The organism is Cupriavidus necator A5-1 (assembly GCF_000744095.1).
GTDB lineage: Bacteria > Pseudomonadota > Gammaproteobacteria > Burkholderiales > Burkholderiaceae > Cupriavidus > Cupriavidus necator_A.
This window is the reverse complement of the sequence record NZ_JQLI01000001.1, coordinates 2,553,378-2,578,712: the sequence shown is the minus strand read 5'-3', so window position 1 is coordinate 2,578,712 and position 25,335 is coordinate 2,553,378. Positions and strand designations below refer to the sequence as shown.

The 25,335-nt window shown below is 68.3% G+C and carries 23 protein-coding genes; 16 read left to right on the top strand and 7 right to left on the bottom strand.

The window, feature by feature from the left end; translation table 11 throughout:
- Positions 1 to 102: 102 nt before the first annotated feature.
- From K307_RS11405 to K307_RS11395, 3 genes are all read right to left on the bottom strand, one after another.
- Positions 103 to 1,053 (bottom strand): amidohydrolase family protein, encoded by a 951-nt coding sequence (locus K307_RS11405; protein WP_042878291.1) that lies wholly within the window; start codon positions 1,051 to 1,053, stop codon positions 103 to 105.
- Positions 1,050 to 2,387 (bottom strand): MFS transporter, encoded by a 1,338-nt coding sequence (locus tag K307_RS11400; protein ID WP_230625637.1) that lies wholly within the window; start codon positions 2,385 to 2,387, stop codon positions 1,050 to 1,052. The genes K307_RS11405 and K307_RS11400 overlap by 4 nt, the downstream gene beginning before the upstream one ends.
- 84 nt (positions 2,388 to 2,471) lie before the next feature.
- Positions 2,472 to 3,416, bottom strand: a complete 945-nt coding sequence (locus K307_RS11395) for a YncE family protein (protein ID WP_042878289.1) — start codon at positions 3,414 to 3,416, stop codon at positions 2,472 to 2,474.
- A 256-nt stretch (positions 3,417 to 3,672) separates the two neighbouring features.
- Here K307_RS11395 and K307_RS11390 point away from each other — a divergent pair, with 256 nt between their 5' ends.
- The 3 genes from K307_RS11390 (at position 3,673) to K307_RS11380 (ending at position 6,987) form a co-directional block, all read left to right on the top strand.
- Positions 3,673 to 4,986: a hemolysin family protein gene (locus K307_RS11390; protein WP_042878287.1), complete on the top strand. Its 1,314-nt coding sequence runs from the start codon at positions 3,673 to 3,675 to the stop codon at positions 4,984 to 4,986.
- Positions 4,987 to 5,320: 334 nt separating this feature from the next.
- Positions 5,321 to 6,673 carry a GGDEF domain-containing protein gene (locus tag K307_RS11385; protein WP_080744991.1) on the top strand — a complete coding sequence of 451 codons (1,353 nt, stop codon included), beginning with the start codon at positions 5,321 to 5,323 and terminating at the stop codon, positions 6,671 to 6,673.
- A 182-nt stretch (positions 6,674 to 6,855) separates the two neighbouring features.
- Positions 6,856 to 6,987 carry an entericidin A/B family lipoprotein gene (locus K307_RS11380; RefSeq protein ID WP_010814145.1) on the top strand — a complete coding sequence of 44 codons (132 nt, stop codon included), beginning with the start codon at positions 6,856 to 6,858 and terminating at the stop codon, positions 6,985 to 6,987.
- A 102-nt stretch (positions 6,988 to 7,089) separates the two neighbouring features.
- On the opposite strand, the gene K307_RS11375 is transcribed toward K307_RS11380, so the two are convergent.
- Genes K307_RS11375 through K307_RS11365 form a run of 3 tightly spaced genes read right to left on the bottom strand, consistent with a single transcriptional unit; the run spans position 7,090 to position 10,006 of the window.
- A complete protein-coding gene (locus tag K307_RS11375) occupies positions 7,090 to 7,734 on the bottom strand; it encodes a bifunctional 4-hydroxy-2-oxoglutarate aldolase/2-dehydro-3-deoxy-phosphogluconate aldolase (protein ID WP_042878284.1) in 645 nt (214 codons plus the stop codon).
- A gap of 57 nt (positions 7,735 to 7,791) precedes the next feature.
- The gene (locus K307_RS11370) at positions 7,792 to 8,727 is read right to left on the bottom strand and encodes a sugar kinase (protein ID WP_042878282.1); all 936 of its coding nucleotides are present in this window, start codon (positions 8,725 to 8,727) and stop codon (positions 7,792 to 7,794) included.
- 13 nt (positions 8,728 to 8,740) lie between these two features.
- Positions 8,741 to 10,006: an amino acid deaminase gene (locus K307_RS11365; protein ID WP_042881838.1), complete on the bottom strand. Its 1,266-nt coding sequence runs from the start codon at positions 10,004 to 10,006 to the stop codon at positions 8,741 to 8,743.
- Positions 10,007 to 10,233: 227 nt separating this feature from the next.
- Here K307_RS11365 and K307_RS11360 point away from each other — a divergent pair, with 227 nt between their 5' ends.
- The 9 genes from K307_RS11360 (at position 10,234) to K307_RS47740 (ending at position 19,477) form a co-directional block, all read left to right on the top strand.
- On the top strand, positions 10,234 to 11,139 hold the full coding sequence (locus K307_RS11360; RefSeq protein WP_042878280.1) for a MurR/RpiR family transcriptional regulator: 906 nt from the start codon (positions 10,234 to 10,236) through the stop codon (positions 11,137 to 11,139).
- 1 nt (position 11,140) lies between these two features.
- Complete coding sequence (locus K307_RS11355; protein WP_042878277.1) at positions 11,141 to 12,595, top strand: N-acyl-D-amino-acid deacylase family protein; 1,455 nt, start codon at positions 11,141 to 11,143, stop codon at positions 12,593 to 12,595.
- 52 nt (positions 12,596 to 12,647) lie between these two features.
- A complete protein-coding gene (locus tag K307_RS11350; RefSeq protein WP_042878276.1) occupies positions 12,648 to 13,040 on the top strand; it encodes a RidA family protein in 393 nt (130 codons plus the stop codon).
- A 217-nt stretch (positions 13,041 to 13,257) separates the two neighbouring features.
- Positions 13,258 to 14,619 carry a GntP family permease gene (locus K307_RS11345; protein WP_042878274.1) on the top strand — a complete coding sequence of 454 codons (1,362 nt, stop codon included), beginning with the start codon at positions 13,258 to 13,260 and terminating at the stop codon, positions 14,617 to 14,619.
- Positions 14,620 to 14,785: 166 nt separating this feature from the next.
- Entirely contained in the window at positions 14,786 to 15,706 is a 921-nt protein-coding gene (locus K307_RS11340; protein ID WP_042878272.1) for an aldo/keto reductase, read from the top strand.
- Positions 15,707 to 15,725: 19 nt separating this feature from the next.
- On the top strand, positions 15,726 to 17,120 hold the full coding sequence (locus tag K307_RS11335) for an NTP/NDP exchange transporter (RefSeq protein WP_051974817.1): 1,395 nt from the start codon (positions 15,726 to 15,728) through the stop codon (positions 17,118 to 17,120).
- Between the two features lie 136 nt (positions 17,121 to 17,256).
- Positions 17,257 to 18,363, top strand: coding sequence for an S-(hydroxymethyl)glutathione dehydrogenase/class III alcohol dehydrogenase (locus K307_RS11330; RefSeq protein WP_042878270.1), 1,107 nt, complete (start codon positions 17,257 to 17,259; stop codon positions 18,361 to 18,363).
- A 13-nt stretch (positions 18,364 to 18,376) separates the two neighbouring features.
- Positions 18,377 to 19,219, top strand: coding sequence for an S-formylglutathione hydrolase (gene fghA, locus K307_RS11325; protein ID WP_042878269.1), 843 nt, complete (start codon positions 18,377 to 18,379; stop codon positions 19,217 to 19,219).
- Between the two features lie 120 nt (positions 19,220 to 19,339).
- Positions 19,340 to 19,477: a hypothetical protein gene (locus K307_RS47740; RefSeq protein ID WP_155301127.1), complete on the top strand. Its 138-nt coding sequence runs from the start codon at positions 19,340 to 19,342 to the stop codon at positions 19,475 to 19,477.
- 75 nt (positions 19,478 to 19,552) lie between these two features.
- On the opposite strand, the gene K307_RS11320 is transcribed toward K307_RS47740, so the two are convergent.
- Complete coding sequence (locus K307_RS11320; protein WP_042878267.1) at positions 19,553 to 20,569, bottom strand: AraC family transcriptional regulator; 1,017 nt, start codon at positions 20,567 to 20,569, stop codon at positions 19,553 to 19,555.
- A 159-nt stretch (positions 20,570 to 20,728) separates the two neighbouring features.
- Between K307_RS11320 and K307_RS11315 the strand changes: the two genes are divergently transcribed.
- The 4 genes from K307_RS11315 to K307_RS11300 all read left to right on the top strand — a co-directional run bounded on the left by K307_RS11315 (position 20,729) and on the right by K307_RS11300 (position 25,328).
- Positions 20,729 to 21,862 carry an acyl-CoA dehydrogenase family protein gene (locus K307_RS11315; protein WP_042878265.1) on the top strand — a complete coding sequence of 378 codons (1,134 nt, stop codon included), beginning with the start codon at positions 20,729 to 20,731 and terminating at the stop codon, positions 21,860 to 21,862.
- Positions 21,863 to 21,903: 41 nt separating this feature from the next.
- Entirely contained in the window at positions 21,904 to 23,427 is a 1,524-nt protein-coding gene (locus K307_RS11310; RefSeq protein WP_042878263.1) for a CoA-acylating methylmalonate-semialdehyde dehydrogenase, read from the top strand.
- A gap of 243 nt (positions 23,428 to 23,670) precedes the next feature.
- Positions 23,671 to 24,561 (top strand): 3-hydroxyisobutyrate dehydrogenase, encoded by an 891-nt coding sequence (gene mmsB / locus K307_RS11305; protein WP_042878261.1) that lies wholly within the window; start codon positions 23,671 to 23,673, stop codon positions 24,559 to 24,561.
- Positions 24,558 to 25,328 carry an enoyl-CoA hydratase gene (locus tag K307_RS11300; RefSeq protein WP_042878260.1) on the top strand — a complete coding sequence of 257 codons (771 nt, stop codon included), beginning with the start codon at positions 24,558 to 24,560 and terminating at the stop codon, positions 25,326 to 25,328. The genes mmsB and K307_RS11300 overlap by 4 nt, the downstream gene beginning before the upstream one ends.
- Positions 25,329 to 25,335 lie beyond the last annotated feature (7 nt).

Here is a 25,335-nt window from a genome sequence, read left to right as displayed (position 1 = left end):
CCTGAGGGGAGAGGGAGAACACCTTCCTTGGGCCAGCTCGGGCGGCTTTGGAGCACTTGAACCAATCTTCCCTTTCTAGTGCGTGGGGGAGAGCACGTTTGCCTATGCAAGTTCGGGGGGATTTGGAACACTGATCCGATAGAACCTCGCCGCATTCCCAGCCAGCACACGCTGCCTGGCCACGGCATCCGGCAGCGCCTCGCACACCGTGCCGAGGATCGTGCCGAAGTCCGCGCTCAGGCCCGAGACCGGCAGGTTGCTGCCGAACATCGCCCGCTCATGTCCGAAGATCGCCAGCACCTCGCGCACGATGCGGCGGTTGCCTTGCGCATCCCAGCGCCCGCCGGCCAGCCCGAACTCCGAGAGCTTGACCGACACATTGGCACAGGCAGCCAGCGCCTGCATGCCAGCGCGCCAGCAAGTCAGGCCCTCCTCCGAACGATCCAGTGGCAGGCCCGCGTGATTGAGCGCGATGGGCACGCCCGGCAAGGCGGCCGCCACCTTGGCCGCCTCGCGCAAATGCCAGAACGGTACCCGCAAGTCCCACGACAGGCCATGGCGTTCCAGCCGCGCCAGGTCATCCAGCCAGTCCTGGTCCTGCATCGACCCGGAGCGCCCGGCCACCGACTCGCCCGGCGCCGCCGCTGTCAGCGGTTTGCATCGAATCCCCCTGACCCGCGCGAAGCGCGCCTGGCGCGCCAGCAGTTCGGCGCACCCGGGAGTCCCGAACGGCGCGTAGGCCACCACCGCTGCAGCCATGCCGGGGCGCCAGGCCTGGCGGTGCAGCCACGCGGTCTCGTCGACGGCTTCGCGGCGGTCGCGTTCGGCCTCTACATGCACGGTGGCCAGTACGGTGACGGCGCTGGTGTCATGCGCGTACTGCGCCTCCAGGTAATCGCTGCGCAGGGCCTGGTAATCGCCGAGAAAGAAAGCCTGCGGCCGGTATTCCTCCTGCAGCCAGGGATAGCGGCCGTGCCCGAGTTGCCACAGGTGGTGGTGGGCGTCGACGATGGCCAGCCCTGGGGGCAGCGCGCCGTTTGCTCCCCGGTTCATCGGCACCGCCCCGGCAAGGTTGCGGCCAGGGCACTGGCCAGCACCAGCGCGGCGACCAGCAGGTAGACACCGGCGCCAGCGCCGACGCGCTCGATCAGCACGCCCGCCGCATAGGGACCGCAGAATCCGCCCAGGTTGCCCAGCGCATTGATCACGCCCCGCGCCACACCCGCGTGCTCGGCGGCCAGCAGCCGCGGTGGCAGGGTCCAGAACACCCCCGCGGCGGACTGCAGGAAGAAGCCGCTGCCGACCAGCAGGCCATAGGACAGCCAGGTATTGTCGTGCCACCACACCGAACCGGCCAGGCAGGCGGCGAAACCCAGCAGCGGCCAGACCACGAAGGCCTTGCGCCGGCCGGTGCGGTCGGACAGCGAGGAGATCGCGAGGATGCCGGCCATGGTGCCCAGATACGGCAGCACGGCCAGCATGCCGACCTGCCCCATGCCGCCTCCGGTCAGGCCCTTCAGGATGGTGGGCAGCCACAGCGTGTAGCCGTAGATCCCCATCTGGTAGAGAAAATTGACGGCGATCAGCCGCCAGATCACGTCCTGCGACAGGATGTGCGCCAACACCGCCCGCGTGCCGCCCGCGCCCTGCCCCACGTCCGCGCCAGCGGCGGCTGCCTGTTGCTCTTCCTCGCGCAGGCGGGCCAGCAGATAAGCCTTCTCTTCGGCTGAAATCCAGCGCGCCTGCTCCGGCCGGTCACAGGCCAGTTTCCACCACACCCCGAGGCAGGCCAGCGAAATCAGGCCTTCCACGATAAACAGCCAGCGCCAGTCGAGCGCCGCGATCACCAGGCCCGACAGCGGCGCGGTGATGATGCCGGCGATCGGCACGAACAGAATCACCAGGGCGTTGGCGCGTCCGCGTTCGTGGTCGGGAAACCAGTTGCCGACCATGGTCAGCACCACCGGCAGCATGCCGCCCTCGGCCACGCCCAGTGTAAAGCGCAGAATCAGCAGTTCAGCCTCGTTGCGCACCAGTCCGGTCAGCACGGAAATGGCGGCCCAGGCCAGCATCGACCAGGCGATGAAATTGCGACCGCTGCCGCGCACGGCGAGCTTGCCGCCGGGAATCTGCAGGAAGAGATAGCCGACAAAGAAAATGCCGCCGGCCAAGCCGGCCATGCTGGCGCCGATCCCGAGCGCATCGCCCATCCCGCCCGGCATCGCGAAGGCGATATTGACGCGATCCATGTACGAGACGATGCAGACCATCAGGATCGGCGGGATGATGCGCCACCAGCGCTGGGCGGGAATGCCGGCGGCACCGGTGACGGGTGTCGCATCGATGGCGACGGACGTGCCGGCGCCGGCTTGGTCCAAGCCTTTCATAGTCTGTCTCCGTACTGATTTCTGGGTATCGGCCGCCGGCATCTGCGCTGCCTTCGCGGCCTTGTCGGTTGAAACGACTGGGTGCTACCGCGGTGGCAAAGCCAGGATGGCAAGGCCGTCCGGTTCCTTGCCGGTGGTGAAGGCATGGCGCAGGGTCAGGCCAGGCAGGTCAAGCTGGCCGACGGTGTGGTCGTTGAGCGCGACATAGGCGCGGCTCGGGTCAGCCGGGTGGAAGGCGAGCGCGATCGGCTTCGCGCCGGTATCGACCCGACCGGTTTCGGCGAGCGTGTCGGGGTCGAAAATGCGGATGCTGCGCTCGCCGTAGTTGAGCACGAACAGGCGGTCGTCCGGCGACCAGTAGATGCGGGTGGGGTCCTCGCCGGTCGGCACCGTACGCACCGCTTCCATCGTGCGGGCGTCCAGCCGGGTGAGAGTGTGATCGTCACGGCTGGCGACGTAGAGCGCTGCTTCGTCACGGCTCAGGCAGCAGCCTTCGGGGCGCCTGCCGGCGTTGGCCGCGCGCGGTGCTCGGCTGGCATCGTAGGGGTGCACCAGCGTCACGGTATGCGACAGCAGGTTGGTCACGTAGGCCCGCTCGCCATCGGCCGACAACACGAACAGATGGCTTTTCACGCCGCCCGCCGGCACGGCACGGTCCGGCACCGTGCGCTCCAGCGGCGCCTCGAACACCAGCAGCATATTGTCGCGCTCGCTCAGCGCATAGACGCGCCCTTGCCGGTCGATCTGCAGGCCATGGATGCGGTGATAGGGTGAGCAATCGAGCCGCGCCCCGACCGCGCCGCGCAGCAGGTCGACCGCGATCACCGCGGCGCCGCCGTCACCGGCATGCGCGAAGGTCTGCACGCCATAGTGGCCGACGTAGCCGCACAGGCGCTCGCGGTCCACCACGAATTCATGGGGATAGTCCGGCAACTGCACGCTGAAGCGGCGCTCACCGCCCGCCAGTTCGTAAGTGCTGAAGCTGTGGCCGAATTTCTCCACCAGCACGGCCGTCCACCGGTTGTCCATTCTGTCTCCTTGTGATTCGCACGCCTGTGGGATCCAGGCTTTTCGTAAGGCGGCACAGGTGCTGCCACGGACAGAAGTTTGGCGCAGCCAACGATAACTATCTATTGAATATTAGGCATCGAGCGATCTCCAAAGGTTATCGCTCCGCCGACCGCGGCAGCCGCCGCCACCATCGCCAGCCAGCCCGGTGCCGAGTCGTCATGCGCGGATGGTATGCTTGGTGCTTTCAACTCACACGCAAAGGGCGCGCACCCTGATGGAAATTGCCATACTGCTGGCGCTGATTCTGCTCAACGGCCTGTTCGCCATGTCCGAGATCGCGCTGGTCACGGCCCGCAAGGCACGTCTGCAGCGCCAGATCGAGAACGGTGACCGCGGCGCCATTGCCGCGGTCCAGCTGGGCGAGGACCCCACGCGCTTCCTGTCTACGGTGCAGATCGGCATCACGTCGATCGGCGTGCTCAATGGCGTGGTCGGCGAATCCACGCTGGCGCAGCCGCTTGGCCTCTGGCTGCAAGGCTTCGGCCTGGCGCCAAGCACCTCCGGCTATGTGGCAACCGCCATCGTGGTGGCCGGCCTGACCTACTTTTCCATCGTGCTGGGTGAACTGGTGCCCAAGCGTCTGGGCCAGATGGCCCCTGAAACCATCGCGCGGCTGGTGGCACGCCCGATCGGCTGGCTGGCCGTCGCCTCCACCCCGTTCGTCAAGCTGCTGTCCAGCTCCACGCGGCTGGTGCTGCGGATGCTGGGCACCAAGGTCGACCGCGGCCCGGGCGTGACCGAGGAAGAAATCCATGCGCTGCTGGTCGAGGGCTCCGAGGCCGGCGTGATCGAGCAGCACGAGCACACCATGGTGCGCAACGTGTTCCGCCTGGACGACCGCCAGCTGGCATCCCTGATGGTGCCGCGCGGCGATGTCGTCTACCTGGACGTGGAAGCGCCGCTGGAAGAGAACCTGCGCCGCATCGAAGAATCGGACCATTCGCGCTTCCCGGTGGTGCGCGGCGGCATGCATGACATCATCGGGGTAGTCAGCGCGCGCCAGCTGCTGGCGCGCCGGCTGCGCGGCGAACAAGCCGACCTGCTGGCCGTGCTGACGCCGGCGGTGTTCGTACCGGAAAGCGTGACCGGCATGGAACTGCTGGAGAACTTCCGCGGCTCCGGCGGCCAGGTCGCCTTTGTCATCGACGAGTACGGCGAGGTGCTGGGTTTGGTCACGCTGCAGGACCTGATCGAGGCCATCACCGGTGAATTCAAGGCCGATGCCGCCGGCGAGGAATGGGCGGTGCAGCGCGAGGACGGCTCGTGGCTGCTGGACGGCCTGATCCCGATCCCGGAACTGAAAGACCGCATCGGCCTGCGCCAGGTGCCGGAAGAAGAAAAGGAACGCTACCACACGCTGTCCGGCATGCTGTTGCTGCTGCTCGGCCGCCTGCCCCAGACCGCCGACACGGTGCAATGGGGCGACTGGCGCTTCGAGATCGTCGACATGGACGGCAAGCGCATCGACAAGGTGCTGGCTGCGCGCCTGCCGCCGCAGGACGGGCCGGAGGAAGAAACCACGGGCTGAGCCGCGACGGCCATGTCCTGACGGGGTTACGCCCCGCTGCCGGCACCGCGCGGCAGAGTCAATCTCCGGTCATATCCGCTTGAAGCGGCTTTGATTTGCGTCAAAATGGAAGTTGCGGGCCGGTCACGTGCCCGCAACTTCCACTGCCCCGCCCCTTCCCTTGGCTTATGATCGGACCCTTGCGGCCGGCACGCGTCTGCGGCAGGCACGCGTCGCCAGTTGCCTGGACGGGGAATCCATGCCGCGCCAGCGGCTTGCAAGCAATACACAAACTGACAAAACGGGGAAACGCGGCCAGCGCTAGCGCCATCATCTGCTGTCCGCAATACCATCCATGCATCCAGACGCCGATGACATCGCCGCGCGCACGGCCGGGGGCGCGAATGTGCCGAATGGTCCGACCGGAGCGTCTGGCCCGGCCAGCTCGACGGCCCCTGCCAGCCTGGTCTCCGCGCTGGTGGCGCGCCGCACCCGTACCGGGCAGCCGGAGGCCATCCTGGCGCTCCGGCTGGACCGCTTTGCCAGCGCCTGCAAAACGCTTGGCGCGCAGCGCGCGGGCCGCCTGCAGGCCCTGGTGCAGGCCCGCATCGCCGGCCTGCTGCCGCCGGGCGCCGTCATGCACTGGGTGGCGGCGGCCGACCTGGGCGTGATCACGGCGCTGCCTGACGGCACCGTCGACCCCGCGCCGCTGGCCAGCCGTATTGCCAACGACCTGGCCCGGCCGTTCTCGCTGGATGGCTATGAACTCTTCATCTCCTGCAGCATCGGTGTGGCTGCCGATCATCCGGACATCCCGGCCGAGCGCAGCCTGCAGCAAGCCTTTGACGCCATGCTGCGGGTCGACCGCCAGGGCGGCGCCGGCCTGGCGCGCGCCGACAAGCCTGCCGCGCCGCCGGCCGCCCCGCTGCTGGCCGCCCTGCCCGCCGCGATCGAGCGAGGCGAACTGAGCCTGCAGTTGCAACCCCGCGCCGACCTTGCCGACGCCAGGATCAGCGGCTATACGGTGCGGCTGCGCTGGCACAACCCGGCGCTGGGGCGCGTGGCGCCGCAGGATTTCCTGCCTGCGGTGGAAGCGCTCGGGCTGGTCGGGCCGATCGGCAGCTGGCTGCTGGAGAGCGTGCTGCCGCTGGTGCGCGCCGCCGACGACATCGCCCCGCTGCAGTTCACGCTGCTGGCCTCCAGCGCCGAGCTGCACCGCCCGCAGATGGTGGACGCGCTGGCCCACATCCTGGACGCCGGCGGGATCGCGCCGCAAAGCCTGTGCATCGAGGTGCCGGCCGGCGCCGTGCCGGCGGACGCCGACATCCTCGCGCGCTTCACCGCATTGCGGCGCCGCGGTATGCAGCTGGCACTGGGCGACTTCGACGACAGCACTGGCTGCCGCCACGCCCTGGCGGCGCTGCAGCCGGACCGCGTCACGCTGGACGTGCGCCGCCTGGGCCATGCCGGCCAGCCCGGCGACAGCACCGACCGCCTGCGCGACGCCTGCCTGCTGGCGCGCCATGCCGGTGCAGCGGTCTGCGCCAAGGGCATCGAGAGCCGCCAGCAACTCGACGCCGTACGCGCCTGGGGCTGCCACAGCGTGCAGGGCTACCTGCTGGCGCAGCCGTTCCCGGCCACCTGGCTGCTGCAGACCCATGCGGCCATCCAGCAGCGCGCGCGCGAACTGCTGGGGAATGCCGACTAAAGCGCCGACTGAAGCGCCGACTGAAGCGCCGACTGAAGCGCCCGGGCACCGTTGCGTCCGTTGCACGATTTACAAATTGGCACATACCAGATATCAACGGCGCTCACGGCAGCGGTAAAATCTGCGCCAAACCCTCAATACAAGAATCCCTCGATTCTCAACATTCTCGAAAGGAGCCCGGCGTGAAGAAAGGTTGGATCTGGTGCGTTTTGTTTGCCACCCTGTTGGCTGGCTGCAACACGATGGCGGGGCTCGGCCAGGACATTCAGCGCGGTGGCCAGAAGCTCGAAAGCTCGGCGGACCGCCACAAGTAACCCGCCCGGACACAGTCTCGCCGACGCAGCCCGTACCGCGTCGATATGAAAACGGCACGCCATGGCGTGCCGTTTTCTTTTTCAGCCGGAGGCTGCCAGCGCTCAGCCCTGCTTGCGCAACGCCCGCGCCTGCTCGGCCAGCGTACGGATACGGCCCCAGTCGCCGCTGGCGACGGCATCCTTGGGCACCACCCACGAACCGCCCACGCACACCACGTTGGACAGCGCCAGGTAGGACGGTGCCAGCGCGATGTCGATGCCGCCGGTCGGGCAGAAGCGCAGTTGCGGCAGCGGACCGCCCAGCGACTTGAGCATCGGCACCCCGCCCGCGGCCTGCGCGGGGAAGAACTTGAGGAAGGTGAAGCCGGCTTCCAGCGCGGCCATCGCCTCGCTGGCGGTGGCAACGCCCGGCAGCAGCGAGATCCCAGCCCCTTGCGCGCCCGCTGCCAGCGCCGGCGTCAGGCCCGGCGAGACCGCGAACTGCGCCCCCGCGTCGCGCACGGCGTGCAGTTGCTCGACGTTCAGCACCGTGCCGGCGCCCACGCACGCCTGCGGCAGCGCGGCGGCCACGGCCTTGATGGCCTCCAGCGCTACCGGCGTACGCAGCGTGATTTCCAGCAGCGGCAGGCCGCCAGTGACCAGCGCCTCGCTTACGTGCAGCGCTTCGTCGACCGAGTGGAACTCCAGCACGGGAATCACCGGCACGTCGGCCAGGCGTTGGAGCAGCGGGGAAGTCTGGTTTTGCATGGTGGCTGTCTCGGGAGGAAAGGTTCAGGAAAAATTCAGGGGTTCAGGGATGCCGGCTCACGCGATCACCGACACCGACTGCGCCAGGCGCGCCAGCACGGTCTGCGCATCGGGGATCGGCGCCACCGCGCCGTAGCCGGTGGTGGACAGCGCCGCCGCCACGTTGGCATAGCGCGCCGCCTCGAAAGGATCGGCACCCGCGGACAGGCGCGCGATAAAGCTGCCGCCGAAGCAGTCGCCCGCGCCGGTGGCATCGACCGGCTTGACCGGGTACGGCGGCACCAGCGCGCGCGATTCCGGCGTGGCGACATAAGAGCCCTCTTCGCCCAGCTTCAGCGCCACCAGTCCGATGCCGCAGCCAAGCAGGTAGTCCGCGATGGCATCGCGGTCGTCCAGCCCGGTCAGCACCGTAATGTCGTCCCAGCTCGGCAGGCACACGTCGGTGAACGCGAAGGCCTCGCGCATGATGCCGCGCGCGCGGACCAGCGACCAGAGACGCAGCCGCAGGTTGGTGTCGAGCGAGACCTTGACCCCGGCCTTGCGCGCATGCTCCATCGCCGCCAGGCCGGCATCGCAGGCGCTGGTGCTGATCGCCAGGCTGATGCCGGACAGATGCAGGTAGCGTGCCGCGGCAATGGCGCCCAGCGGCAACTGCTCATGCTGGTAGCGGCTCGCGGCCGAGCCTTCGCGCAGGTAGTCGAAGCGGTGGCCGTGGTTGTCGTGCGTGACAAAGTAGACGCCGGTCGGCGCGCTCGGGTCGATGTACACGTTGCGTGTATCGACCCGCTCCTGCGTCCACAGTGCGCGCAGCCGCTCACCGAAGGTATCGGCGCCCACCGCGCAGATATAGCCGGTGCTGGCGCCCTGGCGCGCGGCCGCGATGCAGAAATTGGAAGTGTCGCCACCAAAGCCCTGCAGGTAGCGCGACGGATCGTCAGGCAGCTGGTTGAACTCCACCAGCGGCTCGCCGTAGGCCAGGATATCGATGCTCATGGGGCTGCCCACCTCAGAAGAAGGTTTGCACGATGTCGATCACGCGCAGGTCGCGGTCCAGCACCGGGATATGGCGCCACTTGTCGAAGGTCAGGCACGGGTGCGAGATATCGAAGGCGATCATGTCGCCGACCTGCACGTTGTCGCCCGGCTGGATCTTCAGGTACGCGTGCTGGTCCATCATGCCGGTGACCTCCCAGTGCGCGGGCACATCCACCGGCGCCTCGCTGCCCGGGCGGTACCGCCGCGCCGGGATCGGCATGCCGGCGTCGAAGGCGGCGTCGCGCTTGCCCATGCCGATGATGGCGCGGTCCGGCTCGGGAATCGACTGCACATAGGCCCATAGCTGCAGCGCCGGCAGCAGGCCCTCGCGCATCTTCTGCGCGACCGGGTTGCTGGCCAGGATGCGCTGCTGCGCGGCGCGGTAGATGCCCACGTCGTGCGTCAGGTAGCAGCCCGGGCGCAGCACGATATCGATCGGCGCGCCGATCTCGGTGCGCGCGAATTCCTCGGCCACCACGTCGTACCAGGCCGAGCCCGCGCCCGACATCACCACCGGGCTGCGGCCGAAGCGGCCGTCCTTTGCGAGTTGCCGCGTCACCGCGACGGTACGCTGCAGGAAGCGGCGGATATCGGCCTCTTCCTGCAGCACGCCTTCATAGATCTCCACGCCCGCCAGCGACAGCGCATCCGGCCAGCGCGCCAGTGCCTCGAGCACAGCCTGCTGCTGGGCGTCGTCGCGCACGCCGGTGCGCCCGCCTTCCACGCCCAGCTCCAGCAATACCTGCAGCGTCTGCCCACGCTCGCTGAAGAACTTGCCGAGCTGGTCGACCAGCGCGGCCGAATCGACCAGCGCGAAGAACTCGAACTCCGGATCGCGCAGCAGGTCCGCGATGATTTCCATATTGCGCCGGCCCACCAGCTGGTTGGCCATCAGCACGCGCTTGACGCCGTGCGCGTGTGCCGCGGCGGTCTGGTGCGCGGTGGCGAGCGTGATGCCCCATGCGCCCGCGCCCAGTTGGCGCGCGAACAGCTTGGGCGCCATCGTGGTCTTGCCATGCGGCGCAAGCTGCACGCCGTACTCGTTCATGAAACGGCGCATCCATTCCAGGTTGTGGGCAAGCCGGTCTTCATAAAGCACCGCGGCCGGCAGGCTCATCTCTTCCTGCAGCAGGCTCCAGCCGGTCTGGCCGGCATCGGGGGCCAGCGGGGCTTCCATCCGGCCCAGCGCCTTGTTGAGCGGATCGATCACGCCAGCCTGATACTTTATTTCACGCATGCTTGTCATCACCCTGAAAAAATCTGATTGACGTAATGATAGCCCTGAAAATAAGATATTTCATCCTTGTTATAAAGTAACACGCAGACGGACGGAAGTGTGGCCCGGCAGCGTGCGGACCGGTTGTACGCGACGCGTCGCCAGTCACTGTTATAGCCCCTGCGCGCGGGGGCTGCCGACTCCGTCACATTGCAATCCGACCACCTTCCGACCCGACCAGCCCGCCCATGACCGCGCCCTTCGACATCCTGACCCGCATCGCCGAGCGCGGCCCCGCGCTGCGCCTGGCCGAGCAGAAGGTCGCGCAGGTGGTGCTGGAAGACCTGGCCGGCGCGGCCGCCGCGAGCATCAACGAGCTGGCGCGCAAGGCCGGCGTCAGCGAGGCCAGCGTGACCCGCTTTGCCAAGGCGATCGGCTGCCGCGACGTGCGCGACCTGAAGCTGCGGCTGGCGCAGGCCACCGCGGTGGGTGCGCGTTTCCTGCAGCCGGGCGGCGTGCCCGGCGGTGAAGAAGCCCCGGCCACGCTGGCCGACAGCATTCATGCCGAGATCATCAACGCGCTCGAAGTCAACCGTGGGCTGATGGATGCGCAGCGCATCGAGCAGGCCGCGCGCCTGTTGCTTGGCGCACGCATGGTCTACGCTTTTGGCATGGGCGGCGGCTCGTCGTTCATGGCCGACGAGGCGCGCCACCGGCTGGCGCGCCTCGGACAGCCGGTGGCGAGCTACCAGGACGCCCTGCTGCAGAAGATGGTGGCGGCGACCTTGAGCCGCGACGACGTGGTGCTGGCGTTCTCGGCCAGCGGCCGCGTGCCGGAGATGCTGGCCAGCTGCGACATCGCGCGCGAATACGGCGCCCGGCTGATCGCGGTGACCGCGCTCGGCTCGCCGCTGGCGGCGCGCGCCGACGTGCTGCTGCCGGTGCGCACGCTCGAGACCGATTTCATTTTCAAGCCGTCCGCGTCGCGCTACGCGATGCTGATGGTGCTGGATGTACTGGCCACACAGTGCGCGCTGCTGCAGCAGGACCAGAGCAAGGAGCGGCTGCGCCGGCTCAAGTACGTGCTGGACAGCCACCGCGGCGAAGGCGGCCCTGGCACGGGCCCTGACAGCCGCCAGCCGCTTGGAGACTGACATGCCCCACCTGTTCGATACCCTGATCCGCTGCGTGACGCTGCTCGATGGTTCGGGCGCCGCCGCGCGCCTGGCCGACGTGGCGCTGCGCGACGGCCGCATCGCGCGCATCGATGAAGCCGGTGCGATCGATCCCGATGCCGCCGCGCATGTGGTCGAAGGCCACGACCTGGTGCTTGCACCGGGCTTTATCGACGTGCATACGCACGACGATACCAACGTCGTGCGCCAGCCCGAGATGACGCCCAAGCTGTCGCAGGGCGTCACTACCGTGATCGTCGGCAACTGCGGCATCAGCGCCGCGCCGGTGACGCTTTCGGGCGAGCCGCCCGACCCGATGAACCTGCTCGGGCACGCCGACGCCTTCCGCTACCCCGACTTCAAGACTTACGTCGATGCGGTCGGGGCCGCGCAGCCGGCGGTCAATGTCGCCGCGCTGGTGGGCCATACCGCACTGCGCAGCAACCATATGGACCGTTTCGACCGCGCCGCCACGCCGGCCGAGATCGCGGCGATGCGTGCGCAGCTGGAAGAAGCGCTGCAGCACGGCGCGCTCGGCCTGTCCACCGGCCTGGCCTACGCCAACGCCTTCAGCGCGCCGACCGAGGAAGTGCTGGCGCTGGCCGAACCGCTGGCCAATGCCGGCGCGCTCTACGCCACCCACCTGCGCAGCGAGTTCGCCGAGATCCTCGACGCGATGGACGAAGCCTTCCGCATCGGCCGCCATGCGCGCGTGCCGGTGGTGATCTCGCACCTGAAATGCGCGGGCGTCGACAACTGGGGCCGCAGTACCGAGGTGCTCAACGCCCTCGACGGCGCGCAACGCTGGCAGCCGGTCGGCTGCGACTGCTACCCCTACACCGCCAGCTCGTCCACGCTGGACCTGAAGCAGATCACCAGCGACTTCGACATCATGGTGACCTGGTCCGAAGGCGCGCCCGAGATGGGCGGCCGGCTGCTGGCCGATATCGCCGCCGAATGGCAGGTCGACCTGCACGAGGCCGCGCGCCGGCTGATGCCCGCGGGCGCTGTCTACCACTGCATGGAGGATGCCGACGTCGACCGCATCCTCAGCCACCCCGCCACCGTGGTCGGCTCCGACGGCCTGCCCAACGACCCACTGCCGCATCCGCGCCTGTGGGGCGCGTTCCCGCGCGTGCTGGGCCACTATGCGCGCGACCGCGAGCTGTTCCCGCTGACCGTGGCCGTCAACAAGATGACCGGCATGTCCGCCGAGCGCTTCGGCCTGCATGAACGCGGCTTCGTGCGCGAAGGCTACTGGGCCGACCTGGTGCTGTTCGACGCCACCACCATTCGCGACGCGGCCAGCTTCACCGATCCGATGCAACCGGCCGAAGGCATTGCCGCGGTCTGGGTCAACGGCGAGCTGTCATGGCAGCAGCGCCAGAGCACCGGCGTGCGTGCCGGCAGGTTCCTTGCGCGCGGCGCGGCCTGACCCCGATTTCCTTTTTCCAAGCTTTTCCCTGCAACAAATTCCAGGAGTTCCCATGGATATCAAACGATTCGGCGTCGAAGGCGGCACCGGCACCGGCGGCCAGCACATGCCCTTTGCCCGCGCGGTCGCGGCCGACGGCTGGCTCTACGTTTCCGGCCAGGTGCCGATGGTCAACGGCGAAGTCATCGACGGCGGCATCGTGGCGCAGACCCACCAGGCCATCAAGAACGTGCTGGCGATCCTGGCGGAGGCCGGCTACGGCCCCGAGCATGTGGTGCGCTGCGGCGTATGGCTGGACGATGCGCGCGACTTTGCTTCGTTCAACAAGGTCTTCAAGGAATACTTCGGCGCCAATCCCCCGGCGCGCGCCTGCGTCCAGTCGAGCATGGTGGTGGACTGCAAGGTCGAAGTGGACTGCATCGCGTACAAGAAGCCGACGGCTTAAGACCCGTCATTCCCGCGCAGTCTGGAATACAGCTCTTTTCCCCCGCTGGGGGACGTGAAAGCCGCTGGGTCCCCGCGTGCGCGGGGACGACGTGTTGGCCCTTGGAAGCACGTCACGATAGCCAGCGTGCATGCTTTCTCCCGCTCGCAATGAGCGGAAAACAAAAACCTAAACCTCTGCCGCCACAAGCGGCCTTTTTTCCACACAAGGAGACAATATGGGTGCCGTCACCGGAACCACGCTCTTGGTGTATGCGCTGATCGCCGTGATCGCCCTCGTGGTGCTGATCGCTCGCTTCAAGCTCAACCCCTTCATTACCCTCGTCGTCGTCTCGGTGCTGCTCGGCTTTGCCGTGGGCATGCCGATGGGCGACATCGTCAAGTCCTTTGAAGCCGGTGTCGGCGGCACGCTCGGCCATATCGCGCTGGTGGTGGGCCTGGGCACCATGCTCGGCAAGATGATGGCCGAGTCCGGCGGCGCCGAGCGCATCGCGCGCACGCTGATCGATTTCTTCGGCGAAAAGAACGTCCATTGGGCGATGGCGACCATCGCCTTTATCGTCGGCCTGCCGGTGTTCTTCGAGGTGGGCTTCGTGCTGCTGGTGCCGATCGCCTTCAACGTGGCCAAGCGCACGGGCACGTCGATGGTGCTGGTCGGCATCCCGATGGTGGCCGGCCTGTCGGTGGTGCACGGTCTGATCCCGCCGCACCCGGCCGCGCTGCTGGCCGTGACGGCGTATGGCGCCGATATCGGCAAGACCATCATGTACGCGCTGATCGTCGGCATCCCGACGGCCGCGCTCGCTGGCCCGCTGTTCGCCAAACTGATGGACCGCTACGTCAAGCTGCCCGAGGTCAACCCGCTGGCCGACCAGTTCACCGAAGAGGATGAGAGCGTCAAGGAATCGCACCATCTGCCGAGCTTCGGCATCACCGTGTTCACCATCCTGCTGCCCGTGATCCTGATGCTGATCGGCAGCTGGGCCGACGTGTTCACCACGCCCAAGACCTTTGCCAACGACTTCCTCAAGCTGATCGGCAATTCGGTGATGGCGCTGCTGATCGCCGCGCTGGTGAGCTTCTACACCTTCGGCAAGGCGCGCGGTTTCAACCGCGACATGATCCTCAAGTTCACCAACGAGTGCGTGGCGCCCACCGCCATCATCACGCTGGTGGTCGGCGCCGGCGGCGGCTTCGGCCGTATCCTGCGCGACTCGGGCATCTCCACCGCCATCGTCGACGTCGCCACCAGCGCCAACGTGTCGGTGCTGGTGCTGGGCTGGCTGGTGGCGGTGATGATCCGCATCGCCACCGGCTCGGCCACGGTAGCCATGACCACCGCCGCCGGCATCGTCGCACCGATCGCCGCCAGCGTGCCGGGCACCCGGCCCGAGCTGCTGGTGCTGACCACCGGCGCGGGCTCGCTGATCCTGTCGCACGTCAACGACGGCGGCTTCTGGCTGGTCAAGGAGTACTTCAACATGACCGTGACCCAGACCTTCCAGACCTGGTCGGTGTGCGAAACCATCATCTCGGTGGTGGCGCTGCTGCTGACGCTGGGGCTGGCCACAGTGATCTGAGCGTTTCCCTTCCGCGCCCCCCTTCGGCGGGGGCGCACCGCAAGGCCCGGGATCAACCGGGATTGCCTTGCCCCCGGCCCTTTGCGCACTGGCACTGAGGCAACGGTTTACAAGCCTACGGCCAGCGCCTAAGGTCAACCAGTGTGACTCGCCGGGAACCGCCCCCATGTCGATTGACCGTCGCTCCTTCCTTGGCCTGGCCGCCGGGCTGGCCGCCACCGCCGGATTTGGCGCCGTCATGCCTGCCGGCGCCGCCACCGTGGCCGCCCCGATGCGCCGCAACATTCCGGGCACCACCGAAGCCCTGCCCGTGATCGGCATGGGCACCGCCGACACCTTCAACGTCGGGCCCACCGCTGCCGACCGCAAGCCGGTGGCGGAGGTGATGGGCCTGCTGCTGCAGACCGAAGGCTCGGTGGTCGACACCGCCCCCAGCTACGGCACCGCCGAGGCCGTGACCGGCGACCTGCTGCGCGCGGCCAATGCCCGCAACCGCGTGTTCCTGGCCACCAAGATTTCGGCCCCGGCCGGCGCCCCCGCGCAGGCGCAATGGGCCCATTCGCTCGCGGACCTGCACGTGGACAAGGTCGACCTGCTGCAGGTGCACAACCTGATCGACTGGCAGGCCAACCTGCGCTGGCTGCGCGAGCTGAAGGAACAGGGGCGCATCCGCTACCTGGGCATCACCCATTACCGCGAAGACGCGCACGAAGCGCTGGAAAAGATCGTGCGCAGCGAGCGCATCGATTTCGTCCAGGTCAACTATTCCATCGCCGAGCGCAATGCCGAGCGTACGCTGCTGCCGCTGTGCGAGTCGCGCGGCGTGGCGGTACTGGCGAACCGGCCGTTCCAGGACGGGCGCCTCTTCCGCGCCGTCAAGGACCGCCCGGTGCCGCCCTGGGCCGGCGACATCGACTGTGGCTCCTGGGGGCAGCTCTTTCTCAAGTTCATCGTCAGCCATCCGGCCGTGACCGCGGCCATCCCGGCCACCTCCAAGCCGCGCAATATGGCCGACAACCTGGGCGCGGGGCTGGGCCGCATGCCCGATCCCGGCCAGCGCGAGCGCATCGCCGCGCTGCTGGCCTGACGCGCGAGGCCTGCGCGCCGTGGACGATCCCGCTGTTCCCGATCCGCCCGCCTCCGGTGGCGTGGCGCGGCTGCGGCGCAGCTTTGGCATCCGCCCTGGCGAGGCCGGCGCGGTGGTGGCCGGCTTCCTGTTTTTCTTCTGCCTGTTCGCCAGCTATTTCATGCTGCGCCCGGTGCGCGAGACCATGGGCATCGCCGGCGGCGTGAAGAACCTGCAGTGGCTGTTCACCGCCACCTTCGTGGTGATGCTGGCGGCGATCCCGGTGTACGGCGCCGTCTGCGCATGGCTGCCGCGGCGACGCTTCGTGCCGTGGGTGTACGCCTTCTTCATCGCCAACCTGCTCGGCTTTGCGCTGGCCACGCGCGCGCTGCCCGACAATGTCTGGCTGGCGCGCGTGTTCTACGTGTGGCTGTCGGTGTTCAACCTGTTCGTGGTCTCGGTGGCATGGAGCCTGATGGCCGACGTGTTCCGGCCCGAGCAGGCGCGGCGCCTGTTCGCGCTGCTGGCCGCCGGCGCGAGCGCAGGCGGGTTGACCGGGCCGGTGCTGGGCGGCTGGCTGGTGCCGCAGATCGGGCTGACCGGGCTGATGCTGCTGTCCGCCGCGCTGCTGGCCGCAACGCTGCCCGGCGTGGGCTGGCTGTTCGGCTGGCGCCGCCGCGCCGGTGCGGGACAGGCTTCGGCTGGCGAGGCCCAGGCCGCAGTGGATGCGCACGATCCTGCCAATCCTGTCGGCGGCGGGCTGTGGGCCGGGCTGTCGCTGCTGCTGCGCTCGCGCTACCTGCTTGGCATCAGCCTGTTCGTGATCCTGCTGGCCACCGCCAGCACCTTTTTGTATTTCGAACAGGCGCGACTGGTGTCCGAAACCTTTCCCGACCGCACCCGCCAGACCCAGGTCTTCAGCGCGCTGGACGCCACCGTGCAGGCGCTGACCATCCTCGTCCAGCTGTTCTTCACCGGCCGCATGGCGCGCCGCTACGGCGTTACGCTGCTGCTCACCGCGGTGCCGCTGGCGGTCGCGGGCGGCTTCCTGGTGCTGGCGCTGCTGCCGACCTTCGGCGTGCTGGCCGGCGTGATGATCTTGCGCCGCGTGGGCGAATACGCGCTGTTGCGCCCCGGGCGCGAGATGCTGTTCACCGTGGTCGACCCGGAAACCAAGTACAAGGCCAAGAACGTGATCGACACCGCGGTCTATCGCGCCGGCGATGCGGTCAGCGCATGGGTCAAGACTGGGATCGATGCGCTGTCGGGACATCCTGCCACGGTGGCGCTGGCGGGTGCCGCACTGGCGCTGGGCTGGGCCGGGCTGGGATGGTGGCTGGGGCGGCGGCACGAGGGGCAACTGGTGCAACCCGAGGCCGCCAGCGCCAGCGCGCAGCGCGCCCACGCCGCGCCGTCATCGCCGCCTTCGCACTGAAAGCGCGCCTTGCGCGCCGCACAGGCTGGCCTGCGGCAGCCGGATGGCCGTATAGTCTTGGCCTCGGGCCCCGCATCGTCGCCATCGGCCACCCGCGGCCGCGCCCATCCGTATTCCTATCCCTGGAGGACCCCACATGAAGACGAAAGCCGCCATCGCCTGGAAAGCCGGCGCCCCGCTGACCATCGAAGACGTGGACCTGGACGGCCCGCGCGCCGGTGAAGTGCTGGTGGAAGTGAAGGCCACGGGCATCTGCCATACTGACTACTACACGCTGTCCGGCGCCGATCCGGAAGGCATCTTCCCGTCAATCCTGGGCCATGAAGGCGCGGGCATCGTCACCGACGTCGGCCCGGGCGTGACCTCGCTCAGGCCCGGCGATCACGTGATCCCGCTCTACACCCCGGAATGCCGCCAGTGCAAGTTCTGCCTGTCGCGCAAGACCAACCTGTGCCAGGCGATCCGCGCCACCCAGGGCAAGGGCCTGATGCCGGACGGCACCTCGCGCTTCTCGCTCGACGGCAAGCCGATCTTCCACTACATGGGCACCTCGACCTTCGCCAACCACATCGTGGTGCCGGAGATCGCGCTGGCCAAAATCCGCCCGGACGCTCCCTTCGACAAAGTCTGCTACATCGGCTGCGGCGTCACCACCGGCGTGGGCGCGGTGCTGTTCACCGCCAAGGTGGAGGCTGGCGCCAATGTGGTCGTGTTCGGCCTGGGCGGCATCGGCCTGAACGTGATCCAGGCCGCCAAGATGGTCGGCGCCGACAAGATCATCGGCGTGGACCTGAACCCGGCGCGCGAAGCGATGGCGCGCAAGTTCGGCATGACGCATTTCATCAACCCGAAAGACGTGGAGAACGTGGTCGACCACATCATCCAGCTGACCGACGGCGGCGCGGACTATTCCTTCGAATGCATCGGCAACACGCAGGTCATGCGCCAGGCGCTGGAGTGCTGCCACAAGGGCTGGGGCAAGTCGATCATCATCGGCGTGGCCGAGGCGGGCGCGGAGATCTCGACGCGTCCGTTCCAGCTGGTGACGGGCCGCGAGTGGAAGGGCTCGGCCTTCGGTGGCGCGCGCGGGCGCACCGACGTGCCGAAGATCGTCGACTGGTACATGGAAGGCAAGCTCAATATCGACGACCTGATTACGCACACACTGCCGCTGGAGCGCATCAACGACGGCTTCGACCTGATGAAGCGCGGCGAGTCGATCCGCTCGGTGGTGCTCTACTGAGGATGGCGCCGACATGGAACTGATCTCGCAACACGGCTGCCATGGCGGCGTCCAGCGCTTCTACCGCCATGATTCGACGGCCATCGGGCTGCCGATGCGCTTCTCGATCTACCTGCCGCCGCAGGCGCAGGGGGGTGCCAAGGTGCCGGTGCTGTTCTACCTGGCCGGCCTGACCTGCACCGAGGAAACCTTCACGATCAAGGCCGGCGCGCAGCGCTTTGCCGCCGAGCACGGCCTGATGCTGGTGGCGCCCGACACCAGCCCGCGCGACGCGGGCCTGCCGGGCGAGGCTGACGCCTGGGACTTCGGCGTAGGCGCCGGCTTCTATGTCGATGCCACCGAGACACCTTGGAACAAGCACTGGCGCATGGAGAGCTACGTCGCCACCGAGCTGTTCGACCTGGTCACCACTGCGCTGCCGGGCGATGCCGGGCGGGTTGGAATCTTCGGGCATTCGATGGGGGGCCACGGCGCACTGGTGCTGGCGCAGCGCCATCCGGACCGCTTCCGCTCGGTGTCGGCTTTTGCGCCGATTGCCGCGCCCACGCGCTGCCCGTGGGGCGAGAAGGCCTTCACCGGTTATCTCGGCCCTGACCGCGCCACATGGGCCGAGCATGACGCCAGCGAACTGATGGCGCGCCAGGAAGCGGCGCCCTTCCCGGCCGGCATCCTGGTCGACCAGGGCCTGGACGACCAGTTCCTGCAGAGCCAGCTGCATCCGGACGCGTTCGAGGCCGCCTGCCAGGCCGCGGGCCAGCCACTGACGCTGCGCCGGCACAGCGGCTACGACCACGGCTACTACTTCATCACGACCTTTATCGCCGACCACGTCCGCCACCACGCCGCGCAACTCTAGGCAAGCGTGCCGATGTGACCGCGCCGGCCCCCAATCAGGGGATGTCCGGCGCGCGGGCTGGCTCCCATAATGACAGTCCGACCGGCCACAGAAGCCGGGACAAGAAGATGGGGTCGAACAATGAACCAGGTCACCTCGGTTGGCGGTTATATCCTTGCCTTCCTCGCGGCGCTGCTGATCGCCGTGCGCTGGCTGCTCAGGAACGATCCGGTGCTGCGCGCGGACGAGCCGCCCGAGCCCCCGCCCCCGCGGGAATAGACCCCTGTCCGGCCGGCCCGAACGCCGGTAGGGGCGTGACGCTGATCCGGCGCCGTCCGCGCGGGCAGAGCCGGCTCAGGCGTCTTCTGCCACGCGCCGGTAAGCCCCCGGCCGCGAACCGGTCCAGCGGCGGAATGCCCGGTGGAACGCCCCCGGCTCAGCAAAGCCGAGTTCCGCCGCGATATCGGCCACCGGACGGCCGGAGTGGCTCAACGCCTCGATGGCCAGGTCACGCCGCAGCGCATCCTTCAGGTCCTGGTAGCTGACCCCCTCGTCCATCAGCCGGCGCCGCAGCGATGACGCCGACAGGTTCAGGCTATGCGCCAACGCCTCGAAGGTGGGCCAATGCTCCGGGCGCTGGTTGCGCAGCAGGCGGCGCACGCGCGCGCCCACGCTGGCGCGGTCCGAGTATTTGACCACCACGTTGTGCGGGGCATCGCGCAGGAAGGCCTTCAGGCTGCGCTCGTCCTGGCGCACCGGCTGGTCCAGCAGCGCGGCGTCGAACACCAGCGCGGTGGCTGGCTGCCCGAATGCCAGCTGGCGCGAATACATGACTCGGTACTCCGCGCTGTACGCCGGCTCGTCATAGTCAAAGGCGGCCAGCAGCACCGGTACGCGCCGCCGCAGCAGCCAGCTCATCAGCCCATGCAGCATGATCAGCATGGTTTCCTTGGCGAACACGCCCGGCTGGCGCCTCAGGTGCGCGGACGGCGCGGTCAGGACCAGCGCCGCCTCTCCCTCGTGGCGGTCCAGCCGCACGCCGATATCGTCCAGCAGCAAGCGGAAATACCGCGTGATCCGCTCCAGCCCCTGCCCCAGCGTGCGGCTGCCGGCCACCGCGTGGCACAGCATGGCAAAGCTGCCGCACTTCATGCTGCGCGAATCCTGCCCGAAGAACTCGTCGTCCAGCGCCGCCGCCACGGCCAGCCACAGCTCGCTGTAGCTCGCGGCGGAAACACGTGACTGCGGCACCGCCAGCAGAGCCGGGGCAATGCCGGCGCCGCGCAGCACCGGCTCGGGGTCGATGCCGCGTGCGCGCAGCCCGGCAATGGCGTGGTGGACGAAACAGATGGCGACACTGCCTTTTTCCATGGCGCAGGGGGTTGCGAAGGTGGCAAACGAGTTCAGGAAGATTGGCGGATTTTGGCATAGGAGTCCGACCCGGGGGTTCCTACACTGCCCGCAGGTCAACACCGAGCGCGCATTCTGCCTCACTTGCCGCGCCGCTCCAAACGCCACCCCCAACCTGCCATGCACAGCGACTACACCGAACAGCAAACCATGATCCGCGACAGCGCGCGCGCCTTTGCCAGCGAACGCCTGGCCGCCGGCGCCGCGCAATGGGACCGCGATGGCCGCCTGCCCGACGAGGTGGTCGCCGAGATGGGTGCGCTGGGCCTGCTCGGCATGATCGTGCCCGAGGAATGGGGCGGCACCTATACCGACTACGTGGCCTACGCCCTCGCCATCGAAGAGATCGCCGCCGGGTGCGCGGCCTGCGCCACCATGATGAGCGTGCACAACTCGGTCGGTTGCGGCCCGATCCTGCACTACGGCACCGATGCGCAGAAAGAGCGCTACCTGGAGCGCCTGGCCAGCGGCGAGCTGATCGGCGCGTTCTGCCTGACCGAGCCGCAGGCCGGCTCCGAGGCGCATAACCTGCGCACCCGCGCCCGCTTCACCGACAACGGCTGGGTCCTCAACGGCAGCAAGCAGTTCGTCACCAACGGCAAACGCGCCGGCGTGGCGGTGGTGTTCGCCGCGACCGAACCGGAGCGCGGCAAGAAAGGCATCTCGGCCTTCCTGGTGCCCACCGACACGCCGGGCTTTATCGTCCACGCCCCCGAGAAGAAGCTCGGCATCCGTGCGTCCGACACCTGCGCCATCACGCTGGAAGACTGCACCGTGCCGCACGATGCGCTGCTCGGCGAGCCTGGCGAAGGGCTGCGCATCGCACTGTCCAACCTGGAAGGCGGGCGCATCGGCATTGCCGCGCAGGCGATCGGCATCGCGCGTTCTGCCTTCGAGGCCGCGTGCCGCTATGCATCGGAACGCATCCAGTTCGGCCGCGCGCTGCGCGAGCATCCGCCCATTGCGAACATGCTGGCCGACATGGCCACCGAACTGAACGCTGCACGGCTGCTGGTGCACCGTGCCGCACGCATGCGCAGTGCAGGCGTGCCGTGCCTCTCCGAAGCGTCGCAGGCCAAGCTGTACGCATCCGAACTGGCCGAGCGCGTGTGCTCCAAGGCGCTGCAGATCCACGGCGGCTACGGCTACCTGGAAGACTACCCGGTCGAGCGCCACTACCGCGATGCCCGCATCACCCAGATCTACGAAGGCACCAGCGAGATCCAGCGCATGCTGATCGCGCGCAGCCTGTAACGCTTGCCCTACCCATACAACCACACCGTCCGGAGACAACCATGAGTGCCGTGCCCAAGACTGACAATGCCGTGCCGACCGTACCGCTGCTGATCAACGGGGAATGGGTGGCATCGTCCGCCACCGAATTCCGCCAGGTGGTCAACCCCGCCACGCAGGAAGTGCTGGCGCGCGTGCCGCTGGCCACGGCCAGCGAGGTCGCCGCCGCTGTCGGCGCCGCGCACCGCGCCTTCGCCACCTGGCGCCACACGCCCATCGGCGCGCGGCTGCGCATCATGCTGCGCTACCAGGCGCTGATCCGCGAGCACAGCAAGCGCATCGCCGCCATCCTGACCGCCGAGCAGGGCAAGACCCTGGCCGACGCCGAAGGCGATATCTTCCGCGGACTTGAGGTGGTCGAGCATGCGTGCTCGATCGGCACGCTGCAGCAAGGCGGCTTTGCCGAGAACGTCGCCGCCACGGTGGATACCTACACGCTGCAGCAGCCCATCGGCGTGTGCGCGGGCATCACCCCGTTCAACTTCCCGGCAATGATCCCGCTGTGGATGTTCCCGATGGCCATCGTCTGCGGCAATACCTTCGTGCTCAAGCCCTCCGAGCAGGATCCGCTGTCGACCATGGAGCTGGTCAAGCTGGCGCTGGAAGCCGGCGTGCCGCCGGGCGTGCTGAACGTGGTGCATGGCGCCAAGGACGTGGTCGATGCACTGTGCACGCATCCGGATATCAAGGCGGTGTCGTTCGTCGGCTCGACCGCGGTCGGCACGCACGTCTACAACCTGGCCGGCGCGCACGGCAAGCGCGTGCAGTCGATGATGGGTGCGAAGAACCACGCGGTGGTACTGCCCGACGCGCACAAGGAACAGACGCTGAATGCGCTGGCAGGTGCAGGCTTCGGTGCGGCCGGCCAGCGTTGCATGGCCACCTCAGTGGTGGTGCTGGTGGGCGCGGCGCGCGAATGGGTACCTGACCTGGTGGTACGTGCCAAGACGCTCAAGGTCGGCGCTGGCGCCGAAGCCGGGACCGATGTCGGCCCGGTGGTATCGGTGGCAGCAAAGGAACGCATTCTCGGCCTGATCGCCGCCGGCGAGCGCGAAGGCGCCACGCTGGTGCTCGACGGCCGCGGCGTGCAGGTGCCGGGGTACCCGCAGGGCAATTTCATCGGCCCGACCATCTTCACCGACGTCGGTACGCAGATGTCGATCTACACCGAAGAAATCTTCGGGCCGGTGCTGGTGGTGATCGGCGTGGAAACGCTGGACGACGCCATCGCGCTGGTCAACCGCAATCCCTTTGGCAACGGCACCGGCGTATTCACGCAGAGCGGCGCCGCCGCGCGCAAGTTCCAGAGCGAGATCGACGTGGGCCAGGTGGGGATCAACATTCCGATCCCGGTGCCGGTGCCCTACTTCAGCTTCACCGGCTCGCGCGGGTCCAAGCTGGGCGACCTGGGGCCGTATGGCAAGCAGGTGGTGCAGTTCTATACGCAGACCAAGACGGTGACGGCGCGGTGGTTTGATGATGCGACGGTGAATGATGGGGTGAATACGACGATCAGTCTGAAGTAACGCGACACCGTCGCAGGGCCGGCGGTTTGCTCCCCCCTCCCGCTTGCGGGAGAGGGGCCGGGGGAGAGGGCAGGCGCTGGCAGGACCTCTGACCTACGCGAACCACCGGCACGCGAACTTTCATGGCTGCTCAACTGACGCAGTTGCGATTGACATCCCGCCCTCTCCCCCCGCCCCTCTCCCGCAAGCGGGAGAGGGAGACAACAGGCAGGGATTTGACACCTTGTACGAAGGAGACACCCCATGCATATCGCCTTCATCGGCCTCGGCAACATGGGCGCCCCCATGGCGCGCAACCTGCTCAGGGCCGGCCACACCCTGACCGTCTTCGACCTCAACACCACCGCCGTAGCCTCACTGCGCGCCGAAGGCGCCACCGCGGCCGATTCCGCGCGCAAGGCGGTGGCCGAAGCGGACTTCGTCATCACCATGCTGCCCGCCGCGGCACATGTGCGCAGCGCCTACCTGGGTGAAGACGGCGTACTCGCCGGCGTGCGCCCCGGCGTGCCGCTGGTCGACTCCAGCACCATCGACCCCGCCACCGTGCGCGAACTGGCCGCCGCCGCGAAAGCCCACGGCAACGCGCTGGCCGATGCCCCCGTCTCCGGCGGCACCGTCGGCGCACAGGCCGGCACGCTGACCTTCATGGTCGGCGCCACCGAAGCACTGTTCGCCCAGGTGCGTCCGGTACTCGCCGGCATGGGCCGCAACCTGGTTCACTGCGGCGGCACCGGCACCGGCCAGGTCGCCAAGATCTGCAACAACCTGATCCTGGGCATCTCCATGATCGGCGTATCCGAGGCGATGGCGCTGGGCGTGAAGCTCGGCATCGATGCCAACGTGCTGGCCGGCATTGTCAACACCTCCACCGGCCGCTGCTGGGCATCCGACACCTGCAACCCCTGGCCCGGCGTGATCGAGACCGCGCCGGCCGGACGCGGCTACAGCGGCGGCTTTGGCGCTGACCTGATGCTCAAGGACCTGGGCCTGGCCGCCGATGCCGCGCGCAGCGTGAAGCAGCCGCTGTTCCTGGGTGCGCTGGCGCAGCACGTCTACCAGGCCATGAGCCATGCCGGCGACGGCCAGCTCGACTTCTCCGGCGTGATCCGCCAGTACCTGGAGCACAAGCAATGATCGAGTTCGCCCTGCAAGGCCACGTCGCCACGCTGACGCTGAGCCGCCCGCCCGCCAACGCTTTCACCGCCGAGGGCCTGCAGCAACTGCGCGAGCTGGTGGCAAAGATCGACGCAAACCCGGAAGTCCGCGCCGTGGTCGTCACCGGTGCCGGCGAGAAGTTCTTCAGCGCCGGCGCCGACCTGAACGGCTTTGCCGAAGGCGACCGCGCTCACGCCCGCGTGATGGCACAGCAGTTCGGCAGCGCCTTCGAAGCGCTGCAGAACGCCCGCACCGTGGTGATCGCCGCAATCAACGGCTATGCCATGGGCGGCGGCCTCGAATGCGCGCTGGCCTGCGATATCCGCATCGCCGAAGAACACGCGCAGATGGCGCTGCCGGAAGCCGCGGTCGGCCTGCTGCCGTGCGGCTGTGGCACGCAAACGCTGCCGTGGCTGGTCGGCGAAGGCTGGGCCAAGCGCATGATCCTGACCAACGAACGCGTCGACGCCGCCACCGCGCTGCGCATCGGCCTGGTGGAAGAAGTCGTGCCGCGCGGCCAGGCATTGCAGGCAGCGATGGCGATGGCGCAGCGCGCCGGCAACGTGAGCCCTCGCGCCGCCGCGCATAGCAAGCGGCTGGTGCACCTCGCACGCCAGGGCGTGCCGCGCAAGGCCGCGCTGGCGCTGGAGCGCGAGCGCTTTGTCGACCTGTTCGATGACGCCGACCAGCGCGAGGGTGTCAACGCCTTCCTCGAGAAACGTGCGCCGCAATGGCGCAACGCCTAGGAGCCGG

Bases quoted from the DNA above. Each gene is read 5' to 3' on its own strand.
- K307_RS11405 (WP_042878291.1), bottom strand. From the start codon at position 1,053: ATGAACCGGGGAGCAAACGGCGCGCTGCCCCCAGGGCTGGCCATCGTC.
- K307_RS11400 (WP_230625637.1), bottom strand. From the start codon at position 2,387: ATGAAAGGCTTGGACCAAGCCGGCGCCGGCACGTCCGTCGCCATCGAT.
- K307_RS11395 (WP_042878289.1), bottom strand. From the start codon at position 3,416: ATGGACAACCGGTGGACGGCCGTGCTGGTGGAGAAATTCGGCCACAGC.
- K307_RS11390 (WP_042878287.1), top strand. From the start codon at position 3,673: ATGGAAATTGCCATACTGCTGGCGCTGATTCTGCTCAACGGCCTGTTC.
- K307_RS11385 (WP_080744991.1), top strand. From the start codon at position 5,321: ATGCATCCAGACGCCGATGACATCGCCGCGCGCACGGCCGGGGGCGCG.
- K307_RS11375 (WP_042878284.1), bottom strand. From the start codon at position 7,734: ATGCAAAACCAGACTTCCCCGCTGCTCCAACGCCTGGCCGACGTGCCG.
- K307_RS11370 (WP_042878282.1), bottom strand. From the start codon at position 8,727: ATGAGCATCGATATCCTGGCCTACGGCGAGCCGCTGGTGGAGTTCAAC.
- K307_RS11365 (WP_042881838.1), bottom strand. From the start codon at position 10,006: ATGCGTGAAATAAAGTATCAGGCTGGCGTGATCGATCCGCTCAACAAG.
- K307_RS11360 (WP_042878280.1), top strand. From the start codon at position 10,234: ATGACCGCGCCCTTCGACATCCTGACCCGCATCGCCGAGCGCGGCCCC.
- K307_RS11355 (WP_042878277.1), top strand. From the start codon at position 11,141: ATGCCCCACCTGTTCGATACCCTGATCCGCTGCGTGACGCTGCTCGAT.
- K307_RS11350 (WP_042878276.1), top strand. From the start codon at position 12,648: ATGGATATCAAACGATTCGGCGTCGAAGGCGGCACCGGCACCGGCGGC.
- K307_RS11345 (WP_042878274.1), top strand. From the start codon at position 13,258: ATGGGTGCCGTCACCGGAACCACGCTCTTGGTGTATGCGCTGATCGCC.
- K307_RS11340 (WP_042878272.1), top strand. From the start codon at position 14,786: ATGTCGATTGACCGTCGCTCCTTCCTTGGCCTGGCCGCCGGGCTGGCC.
- K307_RS11330 (WP_042878270.1), top strand. From the start codon at position 17,257: ATGAAGACGAAAGCCGCCATCGCCTGGAAAGCCGGCGCCCCGCTGACC.
- fghA (WP_042878269.1), top strand. From the start codon at position 18,377: ATGGAACTGATCTCGCAACACGGCTGCCATGGCGGCGTCCAGCGCTTC.
- K307_RS47740 (WP_155301127.1), top strand. From the start codon at position 19,340: ATGAACCAGGTCACCTCGGTTGGCGGTTATATCCTTGCCTTCCTCGCG.
- K307_RS11320 (WP_042878267.1), bottom strand. From the start codon at position 20,569: ATGGAAAAAGGCAGTGTCGCCATCTGTTTCGTCCACCACGCCATTGCC.
- K307_RS11315 (WP_042878265.1), top strand. From the start codon at position 20,729: ATGCACAGCGACTACACCGAACAGCAAACCATGATCCGCGACAGCGCG.
- K307_RS11310 (WP_042878263.1), top strand. From the start codon at position 21,904: ATGAGTGCCGTGCCCAAGACTGACAATGCCGTGCCGACCGTACCGCTG.
- mmsB (WP_042878261.1), top strand. From the start codon at position 23,671: ATGCATATCGCCTTCATCGGCCTCGGCAACATGGGCGCCCCCATGGCG.
- K307_RS11300 (WP_042878260.1), top strand. From the start codon at position 24,558: ATGATCGAGTTCGCCCTGCAAGGCCACGTCGCCACGCTGACGCTGAGC.